This window comes from Pseudomonadaceae bacterium SI-3 (assembly GCA_004010935.1).
Classification (GTDB): domain Bacteria; phylum Pseudomonadota; class Gammaproteobacteria; order Pseudomonadales; family Pseudomonadaceae; genus Stutzerimonas.
Map to the genome: position 1 here is coordinate 1,386,044 of CP026511.1, position 19,860 is coordinate 1,405,903.

At 57.7% G+C, this 19,860-nt stretch carries 17 protein-coding genes; 15 read left to right on the forward strand and 2 right to left on the reverse strand.

Going from position 1 to position 19,860, the window contains the following annotated elements:
- Positions 1-248: 248 nt before the first annotated feature.
- From C1896_06670 to C1896_06695, 6 genes are read left to right on the forward strand one after another with little or no spacing between them, the layout of a single operon-like run.
- Positions 249-3,041 (forward strand): monovalent cation/H+ antiporter subunit A, encoded by a 2,793-nt coding sequence (locus tag C1896_06670; protein ID AZZ44629.1) that lies wholly within the window; start codon positions 249-251, stop codon positions 3,039-3,041.
- A complete protein-coding gene (locus C1896_06675) occupies positions 3,041-3,370 on the forward strand; it encodes a Na+/H+ antiporter subunit C (GenBank protein ID AZZ44630.1) in 330 nt (109 codons plus the stop codon). Before C1896_06670 ends, C1896_06675 begins: the two co-directional genes overlap by 1 nt.
- Positions 3,367-4,869, forward strand: a complete 1,503-nt coding sequence (locus C1896_06680; protein AZZ44631.1) for a monovalent cation/H+ antiporter subunit D — start codon at positions 3,367-3,369, stop codon at positions 4,867-4,869. Before C1896_06675 ends, C1896_06680 begins: the two co-directional genes overlap by 4 nt.
- Positions 4,866-5,366 (forward strand): Na+/H+ antiporter subunit E, encoded by a 501-nt coding sequence (locus C1896_06685; GenBank protein ID AZZ44632.1) that lies wholly within the window; start codon positions 4,866-4,868, stop codon positions 5,364-5,366. The genes C1896_06680 and C1896_06685 overlap by 4 nt, the downstream gene beginning before the upstream one ends.
- Positions 5,351-5,620, forward strand: coding sequence for a K+/H+ antiporter subunit F (locus C1896_06690; GenBank protein AZZ44633.1), 270 nt, complete (start codon positions 5,351-5,353; stop codon positions 5,618-5,620). Before C1896_06685 ends, C1896_06690 begins: the two co-directional genes overlap by 16 nt.
- Before the next feature lie 9 nt (positions 5,621-5,629).
- Positions 5,630-5,959, forward strand: coding sequence for a Na+/H+ antiporter subunit G (locus C1896_06695; protein ID AZZ44634.1), 330 nt, complete (start codon positions 5,630-5,632; stop codon positions 5,957-5,959).
- A gap of 58 nt (positions 5,960-6,017) precedes the next feature.
- On the opposite strand, the gene C1896_06700 is transcribed toward C1896_06695, so the two are convergent.
- Together C1896_06700 and C1896_06705 are read right to left on the reverse strand one after the other, a co-directional pair.
- Positions 6,018-8,720, reverse strand: coding sequence for a [protein-PII] uridylyltransferase (locus C1896_06700; protein AZZ44635.1), 2,703 nt, complete (start codon positions 8,718-8,720; stop codon positions 6,018-6,020).
- Between the two features lie 28 nt (positions 8,721-8,748).
- A complete protein-coding gene (locus C1896_06705; GenBank protein AZZ44636.1) occupies positions 8,749-9,531 on the reverse strand; it encodes a type I methionyl aminopeptidase in 783 nt (260 codons plus the stop codon).
- Between the two features lie 302 nt (positions 9,532-9,833).
- Here C1896_06705 and rpsB point away from each other — a divergent pair, with 302 nt between their 5' ends.
- The 9 genes from rpsB (at position 9,834) to bamA (ending at position 19,859) form a co-directional block, all read left to right on the forward strand.
- Positions 9,834-10,574, forward strand: a complete 741-nt coding sequence (rpsB, locus tag C1896_06710; GenBank protein AZZ44637.1) for a 30S ribosomal protein S2 — start codon at positions 9,834-9,836, stop codon at positions 10,572-10,574.
- A 126-nt stretch (positions 10,575-10,700) separates the two neighbouring features.
- Positions 10,701-11,570 (forward strand): elongation factor Ts, encoded by an 870-nt coding sequence (locus C1896_06715; protein AZZ44638.1) that lies wholly within the window; start codon positions 10,701-10,703, stop codon positions 11,568-11,570.
- Between the two features lie 194 nt (positions 11,571-11,764).
- The gene (locus tag C1896_06720; GenBank protein ID AZZ44639.1) at positions 11,765-12,508 is read left to right on the forward strand and encodes a UMP kinase; all 744 of its coding nucleotides are present in this window, start codon (positions 11,765-11,767) and stop codon (positions 12,506-12,508) included.
- The gene (locus C1896_06725; GenBank protein ID AZZ44640.1) at positions 12,505-13,062 is read left to right on the forward strand and encodes a ribosome recycling factor; all 558 of its coding nucleotides are present in this window, start codon (positions 12,505-12,507) and stop codon (positions 13,060-13,062) included. The genes C1896_06720 and C1896_06725 overlap by 4 nt, the downstream gene beginning before the upstream one ends.
- A 159-nt stretch (positions 13,063-13,221) precedes the next feature.
- The gene (gene uppS, locus C1896_06730; GenBank protein ID AZZ44641.1) at positions 13,222-13,983 is read left to right on the forward strand and encodes a di-trans,poly-cis-decaprenylcistransferase; all 762 of its coding nucleotides are present in this window, start codon (positions 13,222-13,224) and stop codon (positions 13,981-13,983) included.
- Complete coding sequence (locus tag C1896_06735; protein ID AZZ44642.1) at positions 13,977-14,792, forward strand: phosphatidate cytidylyltransferase; 816 nt, start codon at positions 13,977-13,979, stop codon at positions 14,790-14,792. Before uppS ends, C1896_06735 begins: the two co-directional genes overlap by 7 nt.
- Positions 14,786-15,979 carry a 1-deoxy-D-xylulose-5-phosphate reductoisomerase gene (locus C1896_06740; GenBank protein AZZ44643.1) on the forward strand — a complete coding sequence of 398 codons (1,194 nt, stop codon included), beginning with the start codon at positions 14,786-14,788 and terminating at the stop codon, positions 15,977-15,979. The genes C1896_06735 and C1896_06740 overlap by 7 nt, the downstream gene beginning before the upstream one ends.
- Positions 15,980-16,073: 94 nt before the next feature.
- Positions 16,074-17,426 carry an RIP metalloprotease RseP gene (gene rseP / locus C1896_06745; protein AZZ44644.1) on the forward strand — a complete coding sequence of 451 codons (1,353 nt, stop codon included), beginning with the start codon at positions 16,074-16,076 and terminating at the stop codon, positions 17,424-17,426.
- Between the two features lie 69 nt (positions 17,427-17,495).
- A complete protein-coding gene (bamA, locus tag C1896_06750; protein AZZ44645.1) occupies positions 17,496-19,859 on the forward strand; it encodes an outer membrane protein assembly factor BamA in 2,364 nt (787 codons plus the stop codon).
- Position 19,860: the final 1 nt, after the last annotated feature.

Consider the following 19,860-nt stretch of genomic DNA (forward strand, 5'->3'; position numbering starts at 1 on the left):
GCCAGTGAGACTCGATGAGCGGGAGCGCGTGGGTTGTTTCCGTATTGCCTAGGAGACAGGGCGCAGGCTGAAGGCCGGAAGGTACGGTGTTCAGGCTGCGCCTTTTGTTTTTCGAAATACTTGAATCCATGACGTTGCTGCGATCGGTATGGATAATCGGCGCTCACCGGCATGCCCCTTCGGGGCGAGAATGGGTCGACCAAGGGATATAACTGCCATGCGCATGCACGGCTCAAGGGGTTTTACTCATGGCGCTTGCGCTGATCATCGCTTTGCCATTCCTCGGAATCTGCCTGCCGTTGCTGTTTGAACGGTTCGGCCGATCAGCCTGTGCGTTCGGTGCCGGCCTGGCCCCGTTGCTGGCGTTGGCATTGCTGTTGTCCAAGCGTGCTGATGTATTTGGCGGTGAGACGGAAGTGCAGACATTAACCTGGCTTCCCGATCTGGGGCTGAATCTCAGCTTGAGGCTAGACGGTTTAGGGTTTCTCTTCGCGCTGCTGATCCTGGGAATCGGCCTGCTCGTTATCCTGTATGCGCGCTATTACCTGTCGAAAAGCGAGCCGATGGGACGCTTTTTCAGCTTCTTTCTGCTGTTCATGGGCGCCATGCTCGGTGTAGTGCTGGCCGAAAACCTTCTTCTGATGCTGATGTTTTGGGAGTTGACCAGCCTTTCGTCGTTCCTGTTGATAGGCTTCTGGAATCACCGTTCCGATGCTCGCCAAGGTGCCCGGATGGCGCTCGCGGTGACAGGTGGCGGCGGGCTGGCTCTGCTGGCGGGTATCTTGCTGATCGGGCATATCGTCGGCAGTTACGAGCTAAGCACCGTTCTAGCGTCGGGTGATCTGATCCGCGCCAGTGCTTTTTACCCGTTGACCCTGATTCTGGTTCTGCTTGGCGTGTTTACCAAGTCGGCGCAGTTTCCGTTTCACTTCTGGTTGCCACAGGCGATGGCGGCGCCCACCCCGGTATCGGCTTTCCTGCACTCCGCAACGATGGTCAAGGCCGGTGTGTTCCTGCTGGCGCGGCTGTATCCAGCACTGTCGGACTCGGAATGGTGGTTCTATCTGGTCAGCCTGACAGGCTTGGCGACCTTGCTGATCGGCGCAGTAATGGCGCTGTTCCAGCATGACCTGAAGGGGTTGCTGGCCTATTCGACCATTAGCCATCTCGGTTTGATTACCCTGCTGTTCGGCCTCGACTCGCGCCTCGGGCCAGTGGCAGCGATCTTCCATATCATCAATCACGCCACCTTCAAGGCTTCGCTGTTCATGGCTGCGGGGATCATTGATCACGAGACCGGAACGCGCGACATGCGGCGCATCAATGGCATGCTGAAGTACATGCCGCACACGGCGGCGCTGGCAATGGTGGCGTCGTTGGCAATGGCTGGGGTGCCGCTGCTCAACGGCTTCCTCAGCAAGGAAATGTTCTTTGCCGAGACCCTCGATCAGCATCTGTTGGGCAGCTTCTACTGGACGATCCCGGCCCTGGCGACGCTGGCGAGTGCCTTTTCGGTCGCTTACTCGCTGCGCTTCGTGCACGACGTGTTTTTCAATGGCGAACCGATCGACTTACCTAAATACCCGCCACACGAGCCGGCGCGGTACATGAAGATTCCGGTCGAAATCCTGGTTTTGCTGTGTCTGCTGGTGGGCACCTTGCCTGCCTACACGGTCGCACCCCTGCTGGCTGCAGCCGTAGCCGGCAGCTTGGGCGGTGACGTGCCTGAATACAGCCTAGCGATCTGGCACGGCTTCAATCTGCCCTTGGCGATGAGTTTCGTTGCGCTGGGCGGAGGCCTGCTGATCTATTCGATGCGTAAATGGGCGTTTCGCTGGTATGAGGGGCTGCCACGTGTCGATTCGCTGCAGGTGTTCGCTCGGGTGGTTAGCGGGATTGCTGCCACGGCGCGCTGGGTAACCGAGCGTATGGAGAACGGGTCGTTGCAACGCTATCTGGCGCTGATGCTGGTCAGCTCTTTGCTTGTTGTGATCTACGCATTGACCCCGCTGCAAACGCTGCGGGGCTCTGTGCCGCTGACGCCTCTGGACGGTATCACCGTCGGTGGCATGCTGCTTCTCGGGCTGGCATCGGTAATGACAGTGGTCTTCCACCGCAGACGCCTCATGGCGCTGATGGTACTCAGCGTTGTTGGGTTGATGGTAGCGCTGGTGTTCGCTCGCTATTCCGCACCTGATCTGGCACTGACGCAGATTTCCGTCGAGGTGGTGACCATCATTCTGCTGATCCTCGCGTTGTTTTTCATGCCTGACCGAACGCCAGTCGAGTCGAGCAGCCTGCGCAGTTTCCGTGACCTGATTATTGCGTCGTCCTTTGGCACCATGGTCGCCTTGTTGGCCTACGCGGTACTGAGTCGGCCGTATGACAGCATCGCCTCGTTCTTTCTCGAGAACAGTGTGTCCGGGGGCGGTGGCACCAATGTGGTCAACGTGATTCTGGTCGATTTTCGGGGTTTCGATACTCTGGGTGAGATTGCCGTGCTGGCAATCGCTGCGGTTGGGATCTACGGACTGCTCCATGGACTGCGCCTGCCACACCCGATCCGCGACTACGGCGGTAGGCTGTGGTCAACCGATAGGCATCCAATGGTGCTGGACACGCTGTCCCGTGTGCTGTTGCCGATGGCGCTGTTGGTGTCGGTTTTCATCTTCTTGCGTGGCCACAATTTACCAGGGGGCGGCTTCATCGCTGGCCTCATCACTGCGGTTGCTCTGATCCTCCAGTACATCTCGCATGGTGTGGTCTGGGCGCAGCAGCGACAGCCGTTCAGCTATCACGGCGTGGCGGGGCTCGGTGTGCTCATCGCGGGTCTGACCGGCCTCGGTAGTTGGCTGTTCGGTCGGCCTTTCCTGACCTCAGCTTTCGGCCATTTTCACCTGCCATTGATTGGCGACTTCGAGTTGGCCACCGCGATGCTGTTCGATCTTGGTGTCTATCTGGCCGTGGTAGGAGCAACCCTGCTGATTCTTTCCAACATGGGTCATGTCAGTCAGGACGAGTCGTGCAAGGAGGTGCTTTGATGGAAATCGTGTTCGCGGTCACGTTGGGCGTGATGATGACCAGTGGCGTTTATCTGTTGCTCCGCGCACGGATATTTCCTGTGGTCATGGGGCTGACGTTGATTTCCTATGCAGTGAATCTGTTCATTTTCGCAATGGGGCGTCTCTCCACCGGTGTTCCGGCAATTATCGGAGCCAGCGCCGAGTACGGTGATCCGTTGCCGCAGGCCTTGGTGCTGACTGCGATCGTCATTGGTTTCGCCATGACCGCGTTCGTTGTGGTACTGGCGCTTCGCGGACTGGGCGAGTTGCGTACCGATCATGTTGATGGTCGGGAGCCGCGCAAATGAATCATGCGTTGATCATGCCGATCCTGCTGCCTTTGTTGATCGGCTGCAGTCTGCTGTTGCTTCATCGCCAGAGTGCATCGCTTAAACGCCTGCTATCGGTGACGGCTACCTGGTTGTTGGTGCCGCTGGCCTTGGGGCTGTTATGGCAAGCCGATGCTGGCCAACTGTCCGTGTACCGTCTTGGCGGCTGGCAGCCACCGTTCGGCATCATGTTGCTGCTTGACCGGTTGAGTGCCTTGATGCTGCTAGTGACCGCCATACTGGCGGGATTCTCGGTGTTGTACGCCGTGCGTGGCGATGACGAGCGCGGGCCGAATTTCCATGCGCTGTTTCAGTTTCAGCTGGCAGGCATCAACGGTGCCTTTCTGACTGGTGATTTATTCAACCTTTTCGTGTTCTTCGAGATCTTGCTGATCTCGTCTTACGCGCTGCTGCTTCATGGCCAAGGCGCGAAGCGCGTGCAGTCGGGCATTCATTATGTCGTGCTGAACCTGTTGGGCTCATCGCTGTTTCTGATTGGTGTCAGCATGCTCTATGGCCTGACCGGAACCTTGAACATGGCCGATCTGGCAGGACGGGTTGGTGCAGCTGATCCAGCTGACGCTCCGCTTCTCGCTGCCGCGGGCTACCTGTTGCTGGTGGTATTTGCGCTGAAGGGAGCGATCCTGCCGCTGTATTTCTGGCTGCCGCGTGCTTATGCCGCGGCGACCGCGCCGGTGGCTGCGCTGTTCGCGATCATGACCAAGCTCGGGCTCTACGCGATTGTGCGTGTGTTCACGCTGATCTTCGGTAGCGAAGCGGGTGTGTTGAGCAACATGGTGCTGGATTGGTTGTGGCCGCTTTCGATGCTTACGCTCGTTGGTGGCGTACTGGGCGCACTGGCCGCCCGCAACCTGCAAATACTGCTGTCCTATTTAGTGGTGGTTTCGGTGGGCACCTTGCTCGCCGGTATCGCGCTGGGAACAGAAGTGGGCCTCAGCGCTGCGCTGTACTACCTGGTGCACAGCACGCTGGTGTCCGGAGGACTGTTTCTGCTGGCTGACCTCATCGCCCGCCAGCGCGGCGATATGGCCGCCGAGTTGCTATCGGCTCCCGCGCTCAAGCAGCCGTTGTTGTTGGGCGCGTTGTTTTTCGCTGGCGCGATTTCGATTGCCGGGCTCCCGCCTTTCTCTGGTTTCATTGGCAAGGTGATGCTACTGCAGGCCGTTCCTCCCGGGGTCGACGCCCTGCTGCTTTGGCCAGTGGTTCTGGTGGGCGGATTGGGGATGGTGATCGCACTGAGCCGAGCCGGCAGCATGGTGTTCTGGCGGCCTAGTGAAGCGGTCAGTGTTGGGAGGCCCGCGGATCGCGTGCGTGTGATGGCAACCTTTGGTCTGCTGTTTGGCAGCGTGTTGTTGGTTGCAGTGGCGCAGCCGATCCAGACCTACATGCAGGCGACCGCAGCCCAGTTGTTCGAGCTACAGCCGTATCTGCAGATTATCCGCGGAGGTGAGGCATGAAATCACGTCTGCTGCCCAACCCTGCGCTCACCTTGCTCCTTACGCTGCTCTGGCTACTGCTCAATAACGCACTGAGCGTGGGGCAACTGGTGCTTGGACTGTTTTTAGGTTGGGCGATCCCATTGCTGGTACAGGGATTTCTGGTTGACCTACCGAAAGTGCGTAGGCCCTTGAAGCTCTGTCTGTTTCTGCTGAAGGTGTTTTACGACATCGTCGTGGCCAACGTCAGTGTGGCCAAGCTGGTGCTCAGTTCTCGGGATCGACTGCAGCCTGCCTTCGTCGAGATACCGATGGCCATTGAGCATCCGTTCGTCCTCGCCGTGTTGACCAGCATCATTTCGCTAACCCCTGGAACGGTATCGGCGTCTTTGCGGCCTGGGCACAAGATGTTGCTGATTCACGCTCTGGATGCCCCCGACACGGAGGCGCTGGTAGCCGAGGTGAAGAGCCGTTACGAAACGCCGCTGCTGGAGATTTTCGAATGCTCGCGTATGTAATTCCCTTGTGCATGGCGGTTATCGGAATCGCAGCGATCCTAAACGTGGTGCGGCTCGTTCAGGGGCCGGACATGCCTGATCGCGTATTGGCGCTCGACACCTTGTATATCAATGCGCTGGCGTTGATCGTCCTGTTTGGTATCTGGCTCGCGTCCGATCTGTTCTTCGAGGCGGCTCTGCTCATCGCGGTGATGGGCTTCGTCAGTACCGTGGCGGTGGGCAAGCACCTGTTGCACGGCGAAATCATTGACTGAGGAGGCTGCATGCCATTCTGGATAGAATTGCTGGTGAGTGTGTTTCTAATAGTGGGGAGCGCGTTCGCCTTGGTTGGGGCGATCGGTTTGTATCGCCTTCCCGATTTCTTCACACGGCTGCACGGTCCGACCAAGGCAACCACGCTTGGGGTTGGTGGGATCGTCATCGGTTCGATGATCTTCTTTAGTAACCAGGGCCACGGTATCAGCGTCCATGAAGTGCTGATCACCCTGTTCTTGTTTTTGACCGCGCCGGTCAGCGCCCATGTCCTGGCGAAGGCAGCCATGCAGCAAAGGTTGCCTTATACAGCCAAAACCCGCGGCAAACCCTGGGATTGAAGCGGGTCTGACGAGCGTTCATTACCGCCTCGTTGCCGAGGCGGCATGGCGTTGTCGTTCAGATGACGATGCTGCTGGGCGAGGGCTGATGCTCATTGTCCTGCGTCAGCTGCTTAATCATCGCCTGCTGCAGTCGGGTGCATAGCTGCGGGTCAGACAAGGGCTGGTTGTCGGCATTGGTGACGAAGAACACGTCCTCGACACGCTCGCCCAGCGTCGCGATCTTGGCGTTCTGTACCGAGAGGTCGAAGTCCAGAAACAGCTGGCCAATGCGCGCCAATAGCCCAGGGCGGTCCGGTGCAACGACCTCAATGATCGTTTGCGGGCGCTGCATGTCGTTGTGGATGGTGACCTGCGGTGGGAATGCGAAATGCTTCAGTTGCCGGGGCACACGTTTCTGAATGATGGTCAGGTAGTCATCCGGATTACGCAGCGCGTTGATCAATCCTTGCCGAATCTCCTCCGTGCGCTCGGGGTCGTTGCCAATGGGAGAACCGTCGGCGTCCAGCACGATATAGGTGTCCAGCGTGAACTGGCTGCTCGAAGTGATAATGCGGGCATCGTGGATGTTCAGGTTCAGCTGGTCCATGGCCGCAACGGTAACGGCGAAGAAGTCATGCTGATCGGGTGCATAGATGAAGATCTGCGTGCCGCCCTCGAATTCACGTTGGGTGGTTTCCTTGATCAGGACCAGCGGACCGCCGTCGCTTGGGTGCTCGATGATGGCTTCTGTGTGCCAGGCGACATCAATCGAGCTGTGGCGCATGAAATAGTCGTCACCTAGCTGCGACCATAGCTGTTCGGCGTCGTCCGGATCGGTCCCGTTGCGCACGAGGTTGTCGAGTGCGGCGCGCTGGGTCTGGCGAATCTGCTCCTCGCGCCCCAGCGGGTTCTCCAGACCGCGCTTGAGCGCGCGTTTGGTTTCGGTATACAGCTGGCGCAGCAGGCTCGCCCGCCAGGAATTCCAGAGGGTCGGGTTGGTTGCGTTGATGTCTGCGACGGTCAGCACATACAGGTAATCAAGGTGGGTTTCGTCACCCACCTGTTGGGCAAAGTCGTTGATCACCTGTGGGTCAGATAGGTCTTTGCGCTGCGCAGTCGTTGACATCACCAGATGGTTCTCAACCAGCCATACCACCAGCCGCGTGTCCCATGCAGGCAGCTTGTGGCGCGCGCAGAACTCCTGCGCATCCACCGCGCCCAGCTCCGAATGGTCGCCGCCACGGCCCTTGGCGATATCGTGATAGAGCCCTGCGATATAGATGAGCTCCGGCTTGGGCAGCCGTTCCACGAGTTTACTGGCCAGTGGATACTTTTCGGCGACGCCGGGTTTGCTCAGTTTGCGCAGGTACTTGATGACATTGAGCGTATGGGCGTCGACCGTATAGATATGAAAGAGGTCATGCTGCATCTGCCCTACGATATGGCCGAACTCGGGCAGGTAGCGTCCAAGAATGCCGTAGCGATTCATGCGTCTCAGATTGCGGTGGATGCCTTCCTTGCATTTGAACAGCTCGATGAACAGGCTAGTGTTGCGGATGTCGCTGCGAAAATCGTCGTCAATGAGATGTCGGTGGTCTCGGAGGAGGCGAATGGTCTCCGCTCGTACACCCTGAATGTCAGGGTGTTGCGCCAGCAGTACGAAGATTTCCAGAATCGCGAAGGGCCTGCGCTTGAACACCGAATCATCGGTTACTTCCAGATAGCCATCGCGCACCAAGAAGCGGCTGTTGAGCGGCACCGCATCGCCGCTGTCGCCCTCCCATAGGATAACTTCGGCAAAGTGCTGCCCTACCAGATCGCTTAGTTCTGAAATGCTCATCACGACGCGGTAGTACTTCTGCATGAAGCGCTCGATCGCCAGCTTGGCGTCACTGTCTTCATAGCCGAGGAGGGCGGCGAGGCTGCGCTGGTGGTCGAATAGCAGTCGATCCTCCGCACGCCCGGCCAGCATGTGTAATCCGTAACGGACCCGCCAGATGAATTCTTGTCCAGCCACTAGCAACGAGTACTCGCCTTCGGTCAGAAATCCCTGATCGAGGATGGCGCTAAGATTCAAGCTGCCAAACTGGCGCCGCGCTATCCACAGGATCGTCTGGATGTCGCGCAGCCCACCAGGCGAGCCTTTGACGTTTGGCTCCAGGTTGTATTCGGTATTGTTGTACTTCGAGTGGCGCGTGGCCTGCTCGTTACGTTTGGCGAGGAAGAACTCTTTGCTCGGCCACATTTCCGAAGGGCTGGTGACCTTCAGCATGTTCTGACGCAAGCGCTCGGGGCCTGCGATCGTACGGCTTTCCATGAGATTGGTGATGACGGTCAGGTCCGCACGTGCCTCCTCGGCACATTCCTGTACCGAGCGAACGCTTTGGCCAACTTCCAAGCCAATGTCCCATAGCAGGGTCAGAAACCGCTCGATGGCGTCGCGGAATATTTCTTGGTCATTGTTATCGAGCAGTATCAGCAGGTCGATATCGGAATAGGGGTGCAGCTCGCCGCGCCCATAGCCACCGACGGCTACCAGCGCTATTTCCGCCTCGTTGTTCCAGTCGAAGCGGCCCCAGGCGGCTCGCAATATCTGGTCGACGAACCAGGCGCGGCCTTCGATCAGGCCGCGGATATCCTGGCCGGCGAGGAACCGTGCATCGAGCACTTCCCGCGCCTTGCGTATGACTTTCTTGAAGGCGGCGATGGGGCTGGCCTTAAGTGCCAGTTCAGCCTGGAACTGGCTGCGGTCGAACAATTCGGAATCAACCTGAGGCATACCGTCGCCCTCCATCAAAGCATCAAAATTAGGGCGATGTGCGGGGTATGGTGTCATCGCTGCGCAGGGTGAAAATTTCATAGCCATCTGCTGTGACCACCAGGGTGTGTTCCCATTGGGCGGATAGCTTGCGGTCCTTGGTAATGGCTGTCCAGCCGTCACCAAGCAGGCGAGTTTCCGACCGGCCCTGGTTGATCATTGGCTCTATGGTGAAGGTCATTCCTTCCTTTAGCTCCAGCCCGGTCCCGGCGCGGCCGTAATGAAGCACTTGAGGCTCTTCGTGGAAAACCTTGCCGATGCCATGCCCACAATACTCGCGGACGACGGAGAATCCGTTCTTCTCGGCATGCTTCTGGATCACCTCGCCGATGTCCCCTAGGCGCGCTCCGGGGCGGACTACCTCGATACCTTTATAAAGGCACTCCTGCGTCACCTTACACAGCCGCTCGGCCCACTCTGGCGCTTTGCCGACAAGAAACATTCGGCTGGTATCGCCGTGGTAACCATCCTTGATGACCGTGATATCGATATTGAGGATGTCCCCGTCTTTGAGAGGCTTGTCGTTGGGAATGCCATGACAGACGACATGATTGATCGATGTGCAAATCGATTTGGGATAACCCTTGTAATTGAGCGGGGCGGGTATGGCCTGTTGCACGTTGACGATGTGCTCGTGGCAGATGCGGTCCAGTTCTTCGGTGGTGACACCCGGCTTGACGTGATCACCGATCATTTCGAGCACCTCGGCGGCCAGGCGGCCGGCAATGCGCATTTTCTCGATGTCTTCAGGCGTCTTGATGGAAACAGTCATGCAACCCTCTTGGCGCCAAGAGGCGCAGGCAAATAGATATAAGAGGCAAATGATAAACCAAAGAAGGCTTTACCTGCAGGCGGCCCTGGCGGCTCGGGCAAACCAGAGGCAACCTTGTTAGCTACGTTCAATGTCAGTCCGTGCTAGCCTCCGATGCTGGCTTGTGCTATAAAACGCGCCGCTCTGCGGGACTACCTGCCGAGCCTGACCCCACACACGTGTCGACACGGTATCCTGGGTGCTCGCAAGAGTTGGATATCGGGACGCGTGGAGGCCTAACCCGACTTATCTGAGGAACTCTCATGTCTCAAGTCACTATGCGCGATATGCTGAAGGCCGGTGTGCACTTCGGCCACCAGACCCGTTACTGGAACCCGAAGATGAATAAGTACATCTTTGGCGCGCGTAACAAGATTCATATCATCAACCTTGAGAAGACCCTGCCGATGTTCAACGACGCGCTGCGTTTCGTTGAAAAGCTGGCTGCAGGCAAAAACAAGATTCTGTTCGTTGGCACCAAGCGTTCCGCTGGCAAGATCGTTCGCGAAGAGGCTGCTCGTTGTGGCTCGCCGTATGTCGATCATCGCTGGTTGGGCGGCATGCTGACCAACTACAAGACCATTCGCGCCTCGATCAAGCGTCTGCGTGAGCTGGAAACACAGGCTCAGGACGGCACCTTCGAGAAGCTGACCAAGAAAGAGGCGCTGATGCGTACTCGCGATCTTGAGAAGCTGGATCGTAGCTTGGGCGGCATCAAGGACATGGGCGGTCTGCCGGACGCCATGTTCGTTGTTGACGTCGATCACGAGCGTATTGCTATTTCCGAAGCCAATAAGCTGGGTATTCCGGTTATCGGCATCGTTGATACCAACAGCAGCCCGGAAGGCGTCGATTACATCATTCCTGGTAATGACGATGCCATCCGCGCCGTGCAACTCTATCTGGGCTCTATGGCAGACGCAGTACTGCGTGGTCGTCAGACCAATGCTGGCGGTGCTGACGAGTTCGTTGAAGAAGCCCCTGTCGAGGCTGCTCAAGGCTGAGCGCACTTGTCGCCTAGCTGATACCCGTTGAACAGAAAGGGGGCTATGCCCCCTTTTTGCCACTTCCGAATTGATCGTCCGAATGATGGGCGATGATCGAAAATCGAATCGAGAGGATTTGCGAACATGGCAGAGATCACTGCAGCCCTGGTTAAAGAACTGCGCGAGCGGACTGGCCAAGGCATGATGGATTGCAAAAAGGCGCTCACCGCTGCTGGTGGCGACATCGAGAAAGCCATTGACGATATGCGTGCTGCGGGCGCCATCAAGGCAGCCAAGAAGGCCGGCAATATCGCTGCTGAAGGCGCGATCGCTGTTAAAGTGGCCGACGACAACACGCGCGCCGTGATTATCGAAGTCAACTCGCAGACCGACTTCCTGGCACTGCAGGACGACTTCAAGAATTTCGTCAATAGCAGTGTCGAGAAAGCCTTCGCCGAGAAGATGACTGATGCAGCGCCGCTGATTGCCGCTCAGGAAACTGATCGCGAGGCGCTGGTCGCCAAGTGCGGCGAGAACGTCAATATCCGTCGTTTGACCACCGTTGAGGCGGATCTGGTTGGATCCTACCTGCACGGTCACCGTATCGGTGTTCTGGTTGCGCTGAAGGGGGGCAGTGTCGAGCTGGCCAAAGAAATCGCCATGCACGTCGCCGCCAGCAACCCTCAGTTCCTGGATCCGTCGCAGGTTTCTGAAGAAGCCGTTGCCAAGGAAAAAGAAATTTTCCTGGCGTTGAATGAAGACAAGATCAAAGGCAAGCCTGCCGAAATCGTCGAGAAGATGGTTGCCGGTCGCATCAGCAAGTTCCTTGCTGAAGCCAGTTTGGTCGAGCAGGCTTTCGTCAAGGATCCCGATGTCAAAGTTGGCGAGCTGGCGAAGAAGGCTGGTGCTGAGATCGTTTCCTTCGTTCGTTACGAAGTAGGCGAAGGCATCGAGCGCGCTGAGGTTGACTTCGCCGCCGAAGTTGCCGCTCAGGTCGCTGCTACTAAGCAATAAGACGCTCTGCTGTCCTCTAAGAGGCTGCCCGCTCACGCGTGCGGCCTCTTTGTCGGACTGGAGGAAGGAAACGTTTTTTGCCAATGCGACAGTCACCGCTTGGCACCAATGCGAGACTGCGCTGTCATAGCGCAGACATTTTTCCCGGCTGCAGGCCAGCCTAGTCATACAATGCCGCAGGAGAGACAACGCCAATGGCTCAGCAGATGAGTGCACGCAATCCTCGCTATAAACGCATTCTGCTCAAACTAAGCGGCGAGGCCCTAATGGGGTCGGAGGACTTTGGCATTGATCCCAAGGTGCTTGATCGCATGGCCTTGGAGGTTGGGCAGTTAGTCGGCATAGGCGTAGAAGTTGGTTTGGTCATTGGCGGCGGTAATCTTTTCCGTGGCGCCGCTCTGTCCGCCGCAGGCATGGATCGTGTGACTGGCGACCATATGGGTATGCTCGCTACGGTCATGAACTCCTTGGCAATGCGTGACGCCTTGGAGCGCTCGAACATCCCGGCATTGGTCATGTCGGCGATTTCAATGGTCGGGGTCACTGACCATTACGACCGCCGCAAGGCGATGCGTCACCTGAAGAGTGGCGAGGTAGTGATCTTCTCCGCCGGCACCGGCAATCCGTTCTTTACCACTGATTCGGCCGCCTGCCTGCGTGCCATCGAGATTCATGCGGATGTGGTGCTCAAGGCCACCAAGGTTGACGGCGTTTATACGGCCGACCCCTTCAAGGATCCGAATGCCGAGAAGTTCGAGCAGCTGACCTATGATGATGTGCTTGACCGCAAGCTGGGCGTCATGGACCTGACTGCCATTTGCCTATGCCGCGACCACAACATGCCGCTGCGGGTGTTCAACATGAACAAGCCCGGTGCCTTGCTCAATATTGTGCTTGGTGGCGCTGAAGGAACCCTGATCGAGGAGCAGTACCAATGATCAACGAGATTAAGCAAGACGCTCAAGAGCGCATGAAGAAAACCCTGGAATCGCTGGGGCATGCGTTCGCCAAAATTCGTACCGGTCGCGCTCATCCGAGCATTCTAGATGGCGTTATGGTGTCGTATTACGGCAGCGATACACCTCTGCGCCAGATTGCCAATGTCACGGCAGAAGACTCGCGCACTTTGGCCCTTACTGTCTTTGATAGAGGCATGATCCAGGCGGTAGAAAAGGCAATCATGACGTCAGATCTGGGCCTGAACCCTGCGACTGCCGGTACTACGATTCGCGTACCGATGCCCGCGCTTACTGAAGAGACCCGTAAGGGGTACACCAAGCAGGCACGCTCAGAGGCTGAAAACGCTCGTGTCGCCGTGCGCAACATTCGGCGCGATGCTATCGCCCAGCTCAAGGATCTGGTGAAGGAAAAGGAAATCAGTGAAGACGAGGAACGACGCGGTCAAGACGACGTTCAAAAGCTGACCGACAAGTACGTTGCGGAAATCGACAAGGCGCTTGAAGGTAAGGAAAACGATCTGATGGCTGTTTGATGTCGCTGTACCGGACTTCGTCCGTACTGCACACGTCGGGGTGCGTCGAGGCCGAAAGGTTCGTGGCGCGAGGGGCTAACCAGTCGTATCCCCGGAAATTGCCTTTTGGCGGTTTCTCCCATTGTTCGCAGCGTGATTGAGCGCAGGTAGAGTCGTTTCATGGATAAGGTCAGGCAGATTGCCGGACGGAATGTACCCCGTCATGTCGCAGTCATCATGGATGGTAACAATCGCTGGGCGAAGCGGCGTCTCTTGCCGGGCGTGGCCGGGCACAAGGCGGGCGTCGATGCGGTGCGAGCCGTTATAGAGGTTTGCGCCGAGGCGGGTGTTGAGGTGCTGACGCTGTTTGCCTTTTCCAGTGAGAATTGGCAGCGGCCGGCCGAGGAGGTTGGGGCGCTGATGGAGCTTTTCCTGAGCGCTCTACGCCGAGAAGCGCGCAAGCTCAACGAAAATGGCATCAGTTTGCGGATCATTGGCGATCGTTCACGCTTTCACCCGGAGCTGCAGACGGCGATGCTCGAAGCCGAGGAAATGACCGCGGGCTCCGGCCGTTTCGTGCTTCAGGTCGCCGCCAATTACGGCGGACAGTGGGACATTCTCCAGGCCGCACAGCGGTTGGCCCGCGAAGCGCAGGAAGGTCGACTCAATCCGGATGAAGTGACTCCCGCCCTTTTTCAGCGCTATCTGGCAACTGGCGACATGCCTCTGCCGGATCTCTGTATTCGCACCGGTGGTGAGCGACGCATCAGCAATTTCCTGTTATGGCAGTTGGCTTATGCTGAACTGTATTTCTCGGACCTGTTCTGGCCCGATTTCAAGCACGATGCAATGCGTACAGCATTGGCCGATTTCGCCAAGCGTCAGCGACGTTTCGGTAAGACCGGTGACCAGGTAGAAATAGAGGTTCGAGCTGAATGCTGAAGCATCGCATCATCACGGCAGCCATCCTTCTTCCGATCGCACTGATTGGTTTTTTCCTTCTCGAAGGTCTCGCTTTTGCGTTGTTCATAGGCGTAGTCGTTGTGCTTGGGGGATGGGAATGGGCGCGTCTGGCGGGCTTTGAGGCTCAGCCGGTTAGGGTTCTTTATGCGATAGCGGTCGCTCTGCTGCTTGCGGGGCTCTATTTGGCTCCGGCCTTGGCGTCTTGGTTGCTTACGCTGAGCGTGATCTGGTGGCTGACTGCCACGGCGCTCGTCGTCAGTTATCCTCGAAGTCAGCGACACTGGGGTGGATCTGTCGGCAGTCTGGTCATCGGATTGTTGATTTTATTGCCCGCCTGGCAGGGCCTGGTTTTGCTCAAGCAGTGGCCACAGGGCAATTGGCTTATCGTTGCAGTGATGGTCCTGGTGTGGGGGGCTGATATTGGTGCCTATGCGGCAGGCAAGACCTTTGGTCGTCGCAAGCTCGCTCCTCAGGTCAGCCCAGGCAAGAGTTGGGAGGGGATGATTGGCGGCTTGGTTACCAGCCTGCTAATCACATTGTTCGTTGGGCTTTATCAATCCTGGTCTGCGCGTGAGCTGGCGCTCGCTCTGTTAGGTGCAGCTCTGGTGGTGGTCATTTCCGTCGTTGGCGATTTGACCGAGAGCATGTTCAAGCGCAGCTCGGGTATTAAAGACAGCAGTCAGCTGCTTCCAGGGCATGGCGGCGTGATGGATCGTATCGACAGCTTGACCGCTGCGGTACCCGTGTTCACGGTCCTGCTGTGGCTGGCCGGCTGGGGTGCATGGTGAGTGGTCCGCTGCAGGTAACAATTCTTGGTGCGACCGGATCCATCGGCCTGAGCACGCTGGATGTGATTGCGCGTCATCCGGAGCGCTACCAAGCCTTTGCGCTCAGTGCATTCAGTCGCATTGCCGAATTACGGGAGCTGTGCCGACTGCATCGGCCGCGTTATGCGGTGGTTGCCGATAGTGACCGGGCTCGTGTGTTGCAGGGGCAGCTCGACAGTGACGGCGTCAAAACGCGCGTGCTCGTGGGTGAGGGTGGTCTAAGCGAAGTTGCAGCGCATCCCGAGGTCGACGTGGTCATGGCGGCGATCGTTGGTGCAGCGGGCTTACGCCCGACGCTCTCCGCCGTCCAGGCCAGCAAGCGGGTCCTGTTGGCGAACAAAGAGGCGCTGGTAATGTCCGGCGCGTTGTTCATGCAGGCGCTGCGTGACAGCGAGGCGGTGCTGCTGCCCATCGATAGCGAGCACAATGCCATCTTCCAGTGTTTGCCTGGCAACTATGCGCAGGGCTTGAGTCGTGTCGGCGTCAGGCGAATTCTGCTTACGGCTTCCGGTGGGCCTTTCCGGCAACTACCTCTGGATCAGCTGTCTTCTGTAACTGCCGACCAGGCCTGTGCCCACCCCAACTGGTCCATGGGCCGCAAGATCTCCGTTGATTCAGCGAGCATGATGAACAAGGGGCTTGAGCTCATCGAGGCGTGCTGGCTGTTCGATGCGCGCCCGGAACAGGTAGAAGTTGTGATTCACCCGCAGAGCGTCATTCACTCGATGGTCGACTATGTCGACGGCTCGGTCTTGGCGCAACTGGGTAATCCCGACATGCGGACACCGATTGCGCATGCACTGGCCTGGCCGGAACGAATCGACTCAGGCGTATCGGCTTTGGACCTGTTGCAGGTAGGTCGTCTGGATTTCGAGGCCCCCGACCAGCACAGATTTCCTTGTCTTCGGATTGCCAGGCAGGCCGCGCAGGATGGCGGAACGGCGCCAGCGATGCTCAATGCTGCGAACGAGGTAGCCGTGGATGCGTTCCTCAATGGTCGCATTCGCTTCACTGAAATCGCGAGTATTATCGAGCATGTTCTCGATCTGGAAGCTTCGGTTCCGGCACGTTGCCTGGCAGATGTGCTGACTGCCGATGCCCAGGCCCGCAGGCTCGCTTCGCACTGGTTGCAAAGTCGCGATCGGTAGCGGTCGGAAGCGATCAAAAGTCCCAACTTGGCTGTAGCGCTCCGGCATGGACCGGGCTCGCAGCTGCTAAAAGACCTTTCGAGGCAGAGGAAATATGGGCGCGCTGTACATGATCATCGGTACCCTGGTGGCGTTGGGTGTACTGGTAACCTTCCACGAGTTCGGACATTTCTGGGTGGCTCGGCGTTGCGGCGTCAAGGTTCTGCGCTTCTCGGTAGGCTTCGGGCGGCCGCTGTTGCGCTGGCATGACCGCCATGGTACCGAATTCGTTCTCGCCGCCATCCCCCTCGGTGGCTACGTCAAAATGCTCGACGAACGCGAGGGTGACGTGCCGCCCACTCTGCTGGGGCAGGCCTTCAACCGCAAAACCGTTAGGCAGCGCTTCGCCATTGTGTCGGCCGGGCCTTTGGCCAATTTTCTGCTTGCCCTGGTGTTCTTCTGGATCTTGGCGATGCTGGGTACGGAGCAAGTTCGTCCGGTCGTAGGCGCAGTAGAGATTGGCAGCCTTGCTGAGCGAGCCGGCTTGATGGCTGGGCAGGAAATCGTCGAGATTAACGGCAAGCCAACTGCAGGCTGGGCAGATGTCAATTTGCAGTTGATCAGGCGCCTTGGTGAGACCGGTTCGCTCGAAATGTTGGTGAGCGAGGTTGATGGAGGTCAGTCGCAGCGGTTACAGGTCGAGCTGAAGGACTGGCTTAAGGGGGCTGAGGAACCGGACCCGATCGGCTCGCTGGGTATTCGTCCCTGGCGTCCGGAAATTGCCCCGGTTGTCGCTCAGCTAGATCCCGAAGGTCCGGCGCAGGCAGCTGGCGTGCAGATTGGGGATCGATTGGTCAGCCTTGACGCCGAGGCGCTCACCGAATGGCAAGAAGTGATTGACCGTGTTAGGCCGCTGGGCGGGCAAGCGGTTTTGCTGGTGGTTGAGCGTAACGGTGAGCAGATCGAACTCCCTCTGACGCTGGCTGAACGTGGCGAAGGAGATGAGCGTCGGGGCTACCTTGGCGCCGGCGTCGCGGGTGGAGAATGGCCGCCTGAAATGCTGCGGCAGGTCAGCCACGGTCCTGTCGAAGCTGTCGGGGAAGGGCTTCGTCGCACATGGACGATGAGTGTTCTGACTCTGGATTCGCTTAAGAAAATGCTCTTCGGGGAGCTCTCGGTAAAAAACTTGAGCGGCCCGATAACCATTGCTAAAGTGGCGGGCGCTTCTGCACAGTCGGGCGTGGGCGACTTCTTGAATTTCCTCGCCTACCTGAGCATAAGCCTTGGGGTACTCAATCTATTGCCTATCCCCGTCCTGGATGGAGGCCATCTGCTCTTCTACCTGGTCGAGTGGGTCCGTGGACGTCCCTTGTCGGACAGGGTCCAGGGCTGGGGAGTACAGATCGGTATCAGCCTGGTTGTTGGGGTGATGCTGCTTGCGCTGGTCAACGACCTTGGCCGCCTTTAATCGCCATATACCTTGATGTCGCCGCGCCACGCGCAGGTTCAATTATCAGGTTTGAAAAGAAAGGACTTCATGAAACGTCTGCTGCTACCTGCGGTAATTTCCGCACTGATGATTGCCGAAGTTCACGCCGAGTCCTTCACTATTTCCGATATACGCGTTAACGGTCTGCAGCGTGTCTCTGCTGGCAGCGTCTTTGGCGCGTTGCCGCTAAACGTCGGCCAGGCAGCTGACGACAGTCGCCTGGTCGATGCTACCCGCGCGCTGTTTCGTACCGGCTTTTTTGAAGACATCCGGCTCGGCCGTGAGGGCGATGTACTGGTCATCAACGTGGTCGAGCGCCCTTCAATCTCCGGCATCGAGATCGACGGCAACAAGGCGATCAAGACTGAAGACTTGCTTTCCGGCCTGCAGCAGTCGGGCCTGGCAGAAGGTGAAATCTTCCAGCGCGCCACGCTCGAGGGCGTGCGCAACGAGCTGCAGCGTCAATATGTTGCGCAGGGGCGCTACTCGGCTACGATCGAAACTGAGGTCGTCCCGCAGCCTCGCAACCGCGTCGCGCTGAAAATAGATATTAACGAAGGCTCCGTTGCGGCGATTAAGCACATCAACGTTGTCGGCAATTCCGTATTCCCCGACGAAGATCTCACCGATCTGTTCGAGCTGAAGACCAGCAACTGGTTGTCGTTCTTCCGCAACGACGACAAGTATGCCCGGGAGAAGCTTTCCGGTGACCTTGAACGTCTGCGCTCTTATTACTTGGATCGCGGCTATATCAACATGGACATCACCTCTACTCAGGTGTCCATTACGCCGGACAAGAAAGACGTCTACATCACGGTAAATATCGCTGAAGGTGATCGTTACACCGTCAGCGACGTCAAGCTGAGCGGCGATTTGAAAGTGCCGCAGGAAGAGCTGCAATCTTTGCTGTTGGCGAAGGAGGGTCAGGTTTTCTCGCGCAAAGTCATGACCACTACCTCAGAGCTGATTACGCGTCGCTTGGGCAATGAGGGCTACACCTTCGCCAACGTCAATGGTGTGCCGGAAACCAACGACGAGAACAATACTGTCTCGATCACCTTCGTGGTCGATCCAGGCAAGCGCGCCTATGTCAATCGCATCAATTTCCGCGGCAATACCAAGACCGAAGACGAAGTGCTGCGCCGTGAGATGCGCCAGATGGAAGGGGGCTGGGCTTCGACTTATTTGATCGATCAATCCAAAACCCGTCTCGAAAGGTTGGGTTTCTTCAAAGAAGTGAACGTCGAAACGCCCCAGGTCCCGGGTACCGACGACCAGATCGACGTGAACTACAGTGTCGAAGAGCAGCCGTCTGGCTCGATCATGGCGAGCATTGGATTTGCGCAGAATGCGGGTCTGATTCTCGGCGGTTCAATCAGCCAGAACAACTTCCTGGGCACCGGTAACCGTGTCAGCCTCGGGTTGACCCGCAGCGAATACCAGTCGCGTTACAACTTCGGGTTCGTCGATCCCTACTGGACCGAAGACGGTGTCAGCCTCGGTTATAACGCCTTCTATCGAACCACCGATTACGACGAGTTGGACTACGACGTGTCTAGCTACTCGGTCGACAGCCTGGGCGGCGGTGTGAATATCGGCTATCCGATCAGCGAGACTTCGCGGTTGTCGTTTGGTCTATCCGCGCAACAGGACACGATTGATAGCGGACGGTACACGGTCGATGAAATTTTCGATTTTATCGAGCAAGAAGGCGACAGCTACCTCAACTTCAAGGCCTCAGTCGGTTGGTCTGAGTCGACGTTGAACCGCGGGGTTCTGGCAACTCGCGGACATTCGCAAAGCCTTTCTGTGGAAACCACCATTCCAGGCAGTGACCTGTCGTTCTATAAGCTCGATTACAACGCTCAACTGTTCGTGCCGGTTACCAAGACCTACACCATGAGGCTGCATACGCAGTTGGGTTATGGGGATGCCTATGGCTCGACCTCACGGCTGCCGTTCTACGAGCACTACTATGCTGGTGGTTTCAACTCGGTTCGTGGCTTCGAAGACAGCAGTCTCGGTCCGCGCAGCACACCGAGCCTTGGCGAGCCTGTAACCGGGAATGAGGGCACCATTGCCGATCCTGATCAGGATGCGCTGCCATACGGTGGTAACGTGCTGATCCAGGGCGGAATGGAGCTGCTGTTTCCGATGCCGTTCGTCAAGGATCAGCGCTCGTTGCGCACCTCAGTGTTCTGGGACGTGGGTAACGTCTACGATACAAATTGCCCGTCGAGCTCGGCTAAGTGCAGCGACATCGATATCGGGGACATGGCCAGTTCGGTCGGTGTCGGTCTGACCTGGATCACTGCCATGGGCCCGTTGAGTTTCAGTCTGGCGATGCCCGTAATGAAGCCGGACGAAGCAGATACCCAGGTCTTCCAGTTCTCGCTGGGCCAAACCTTTTAAT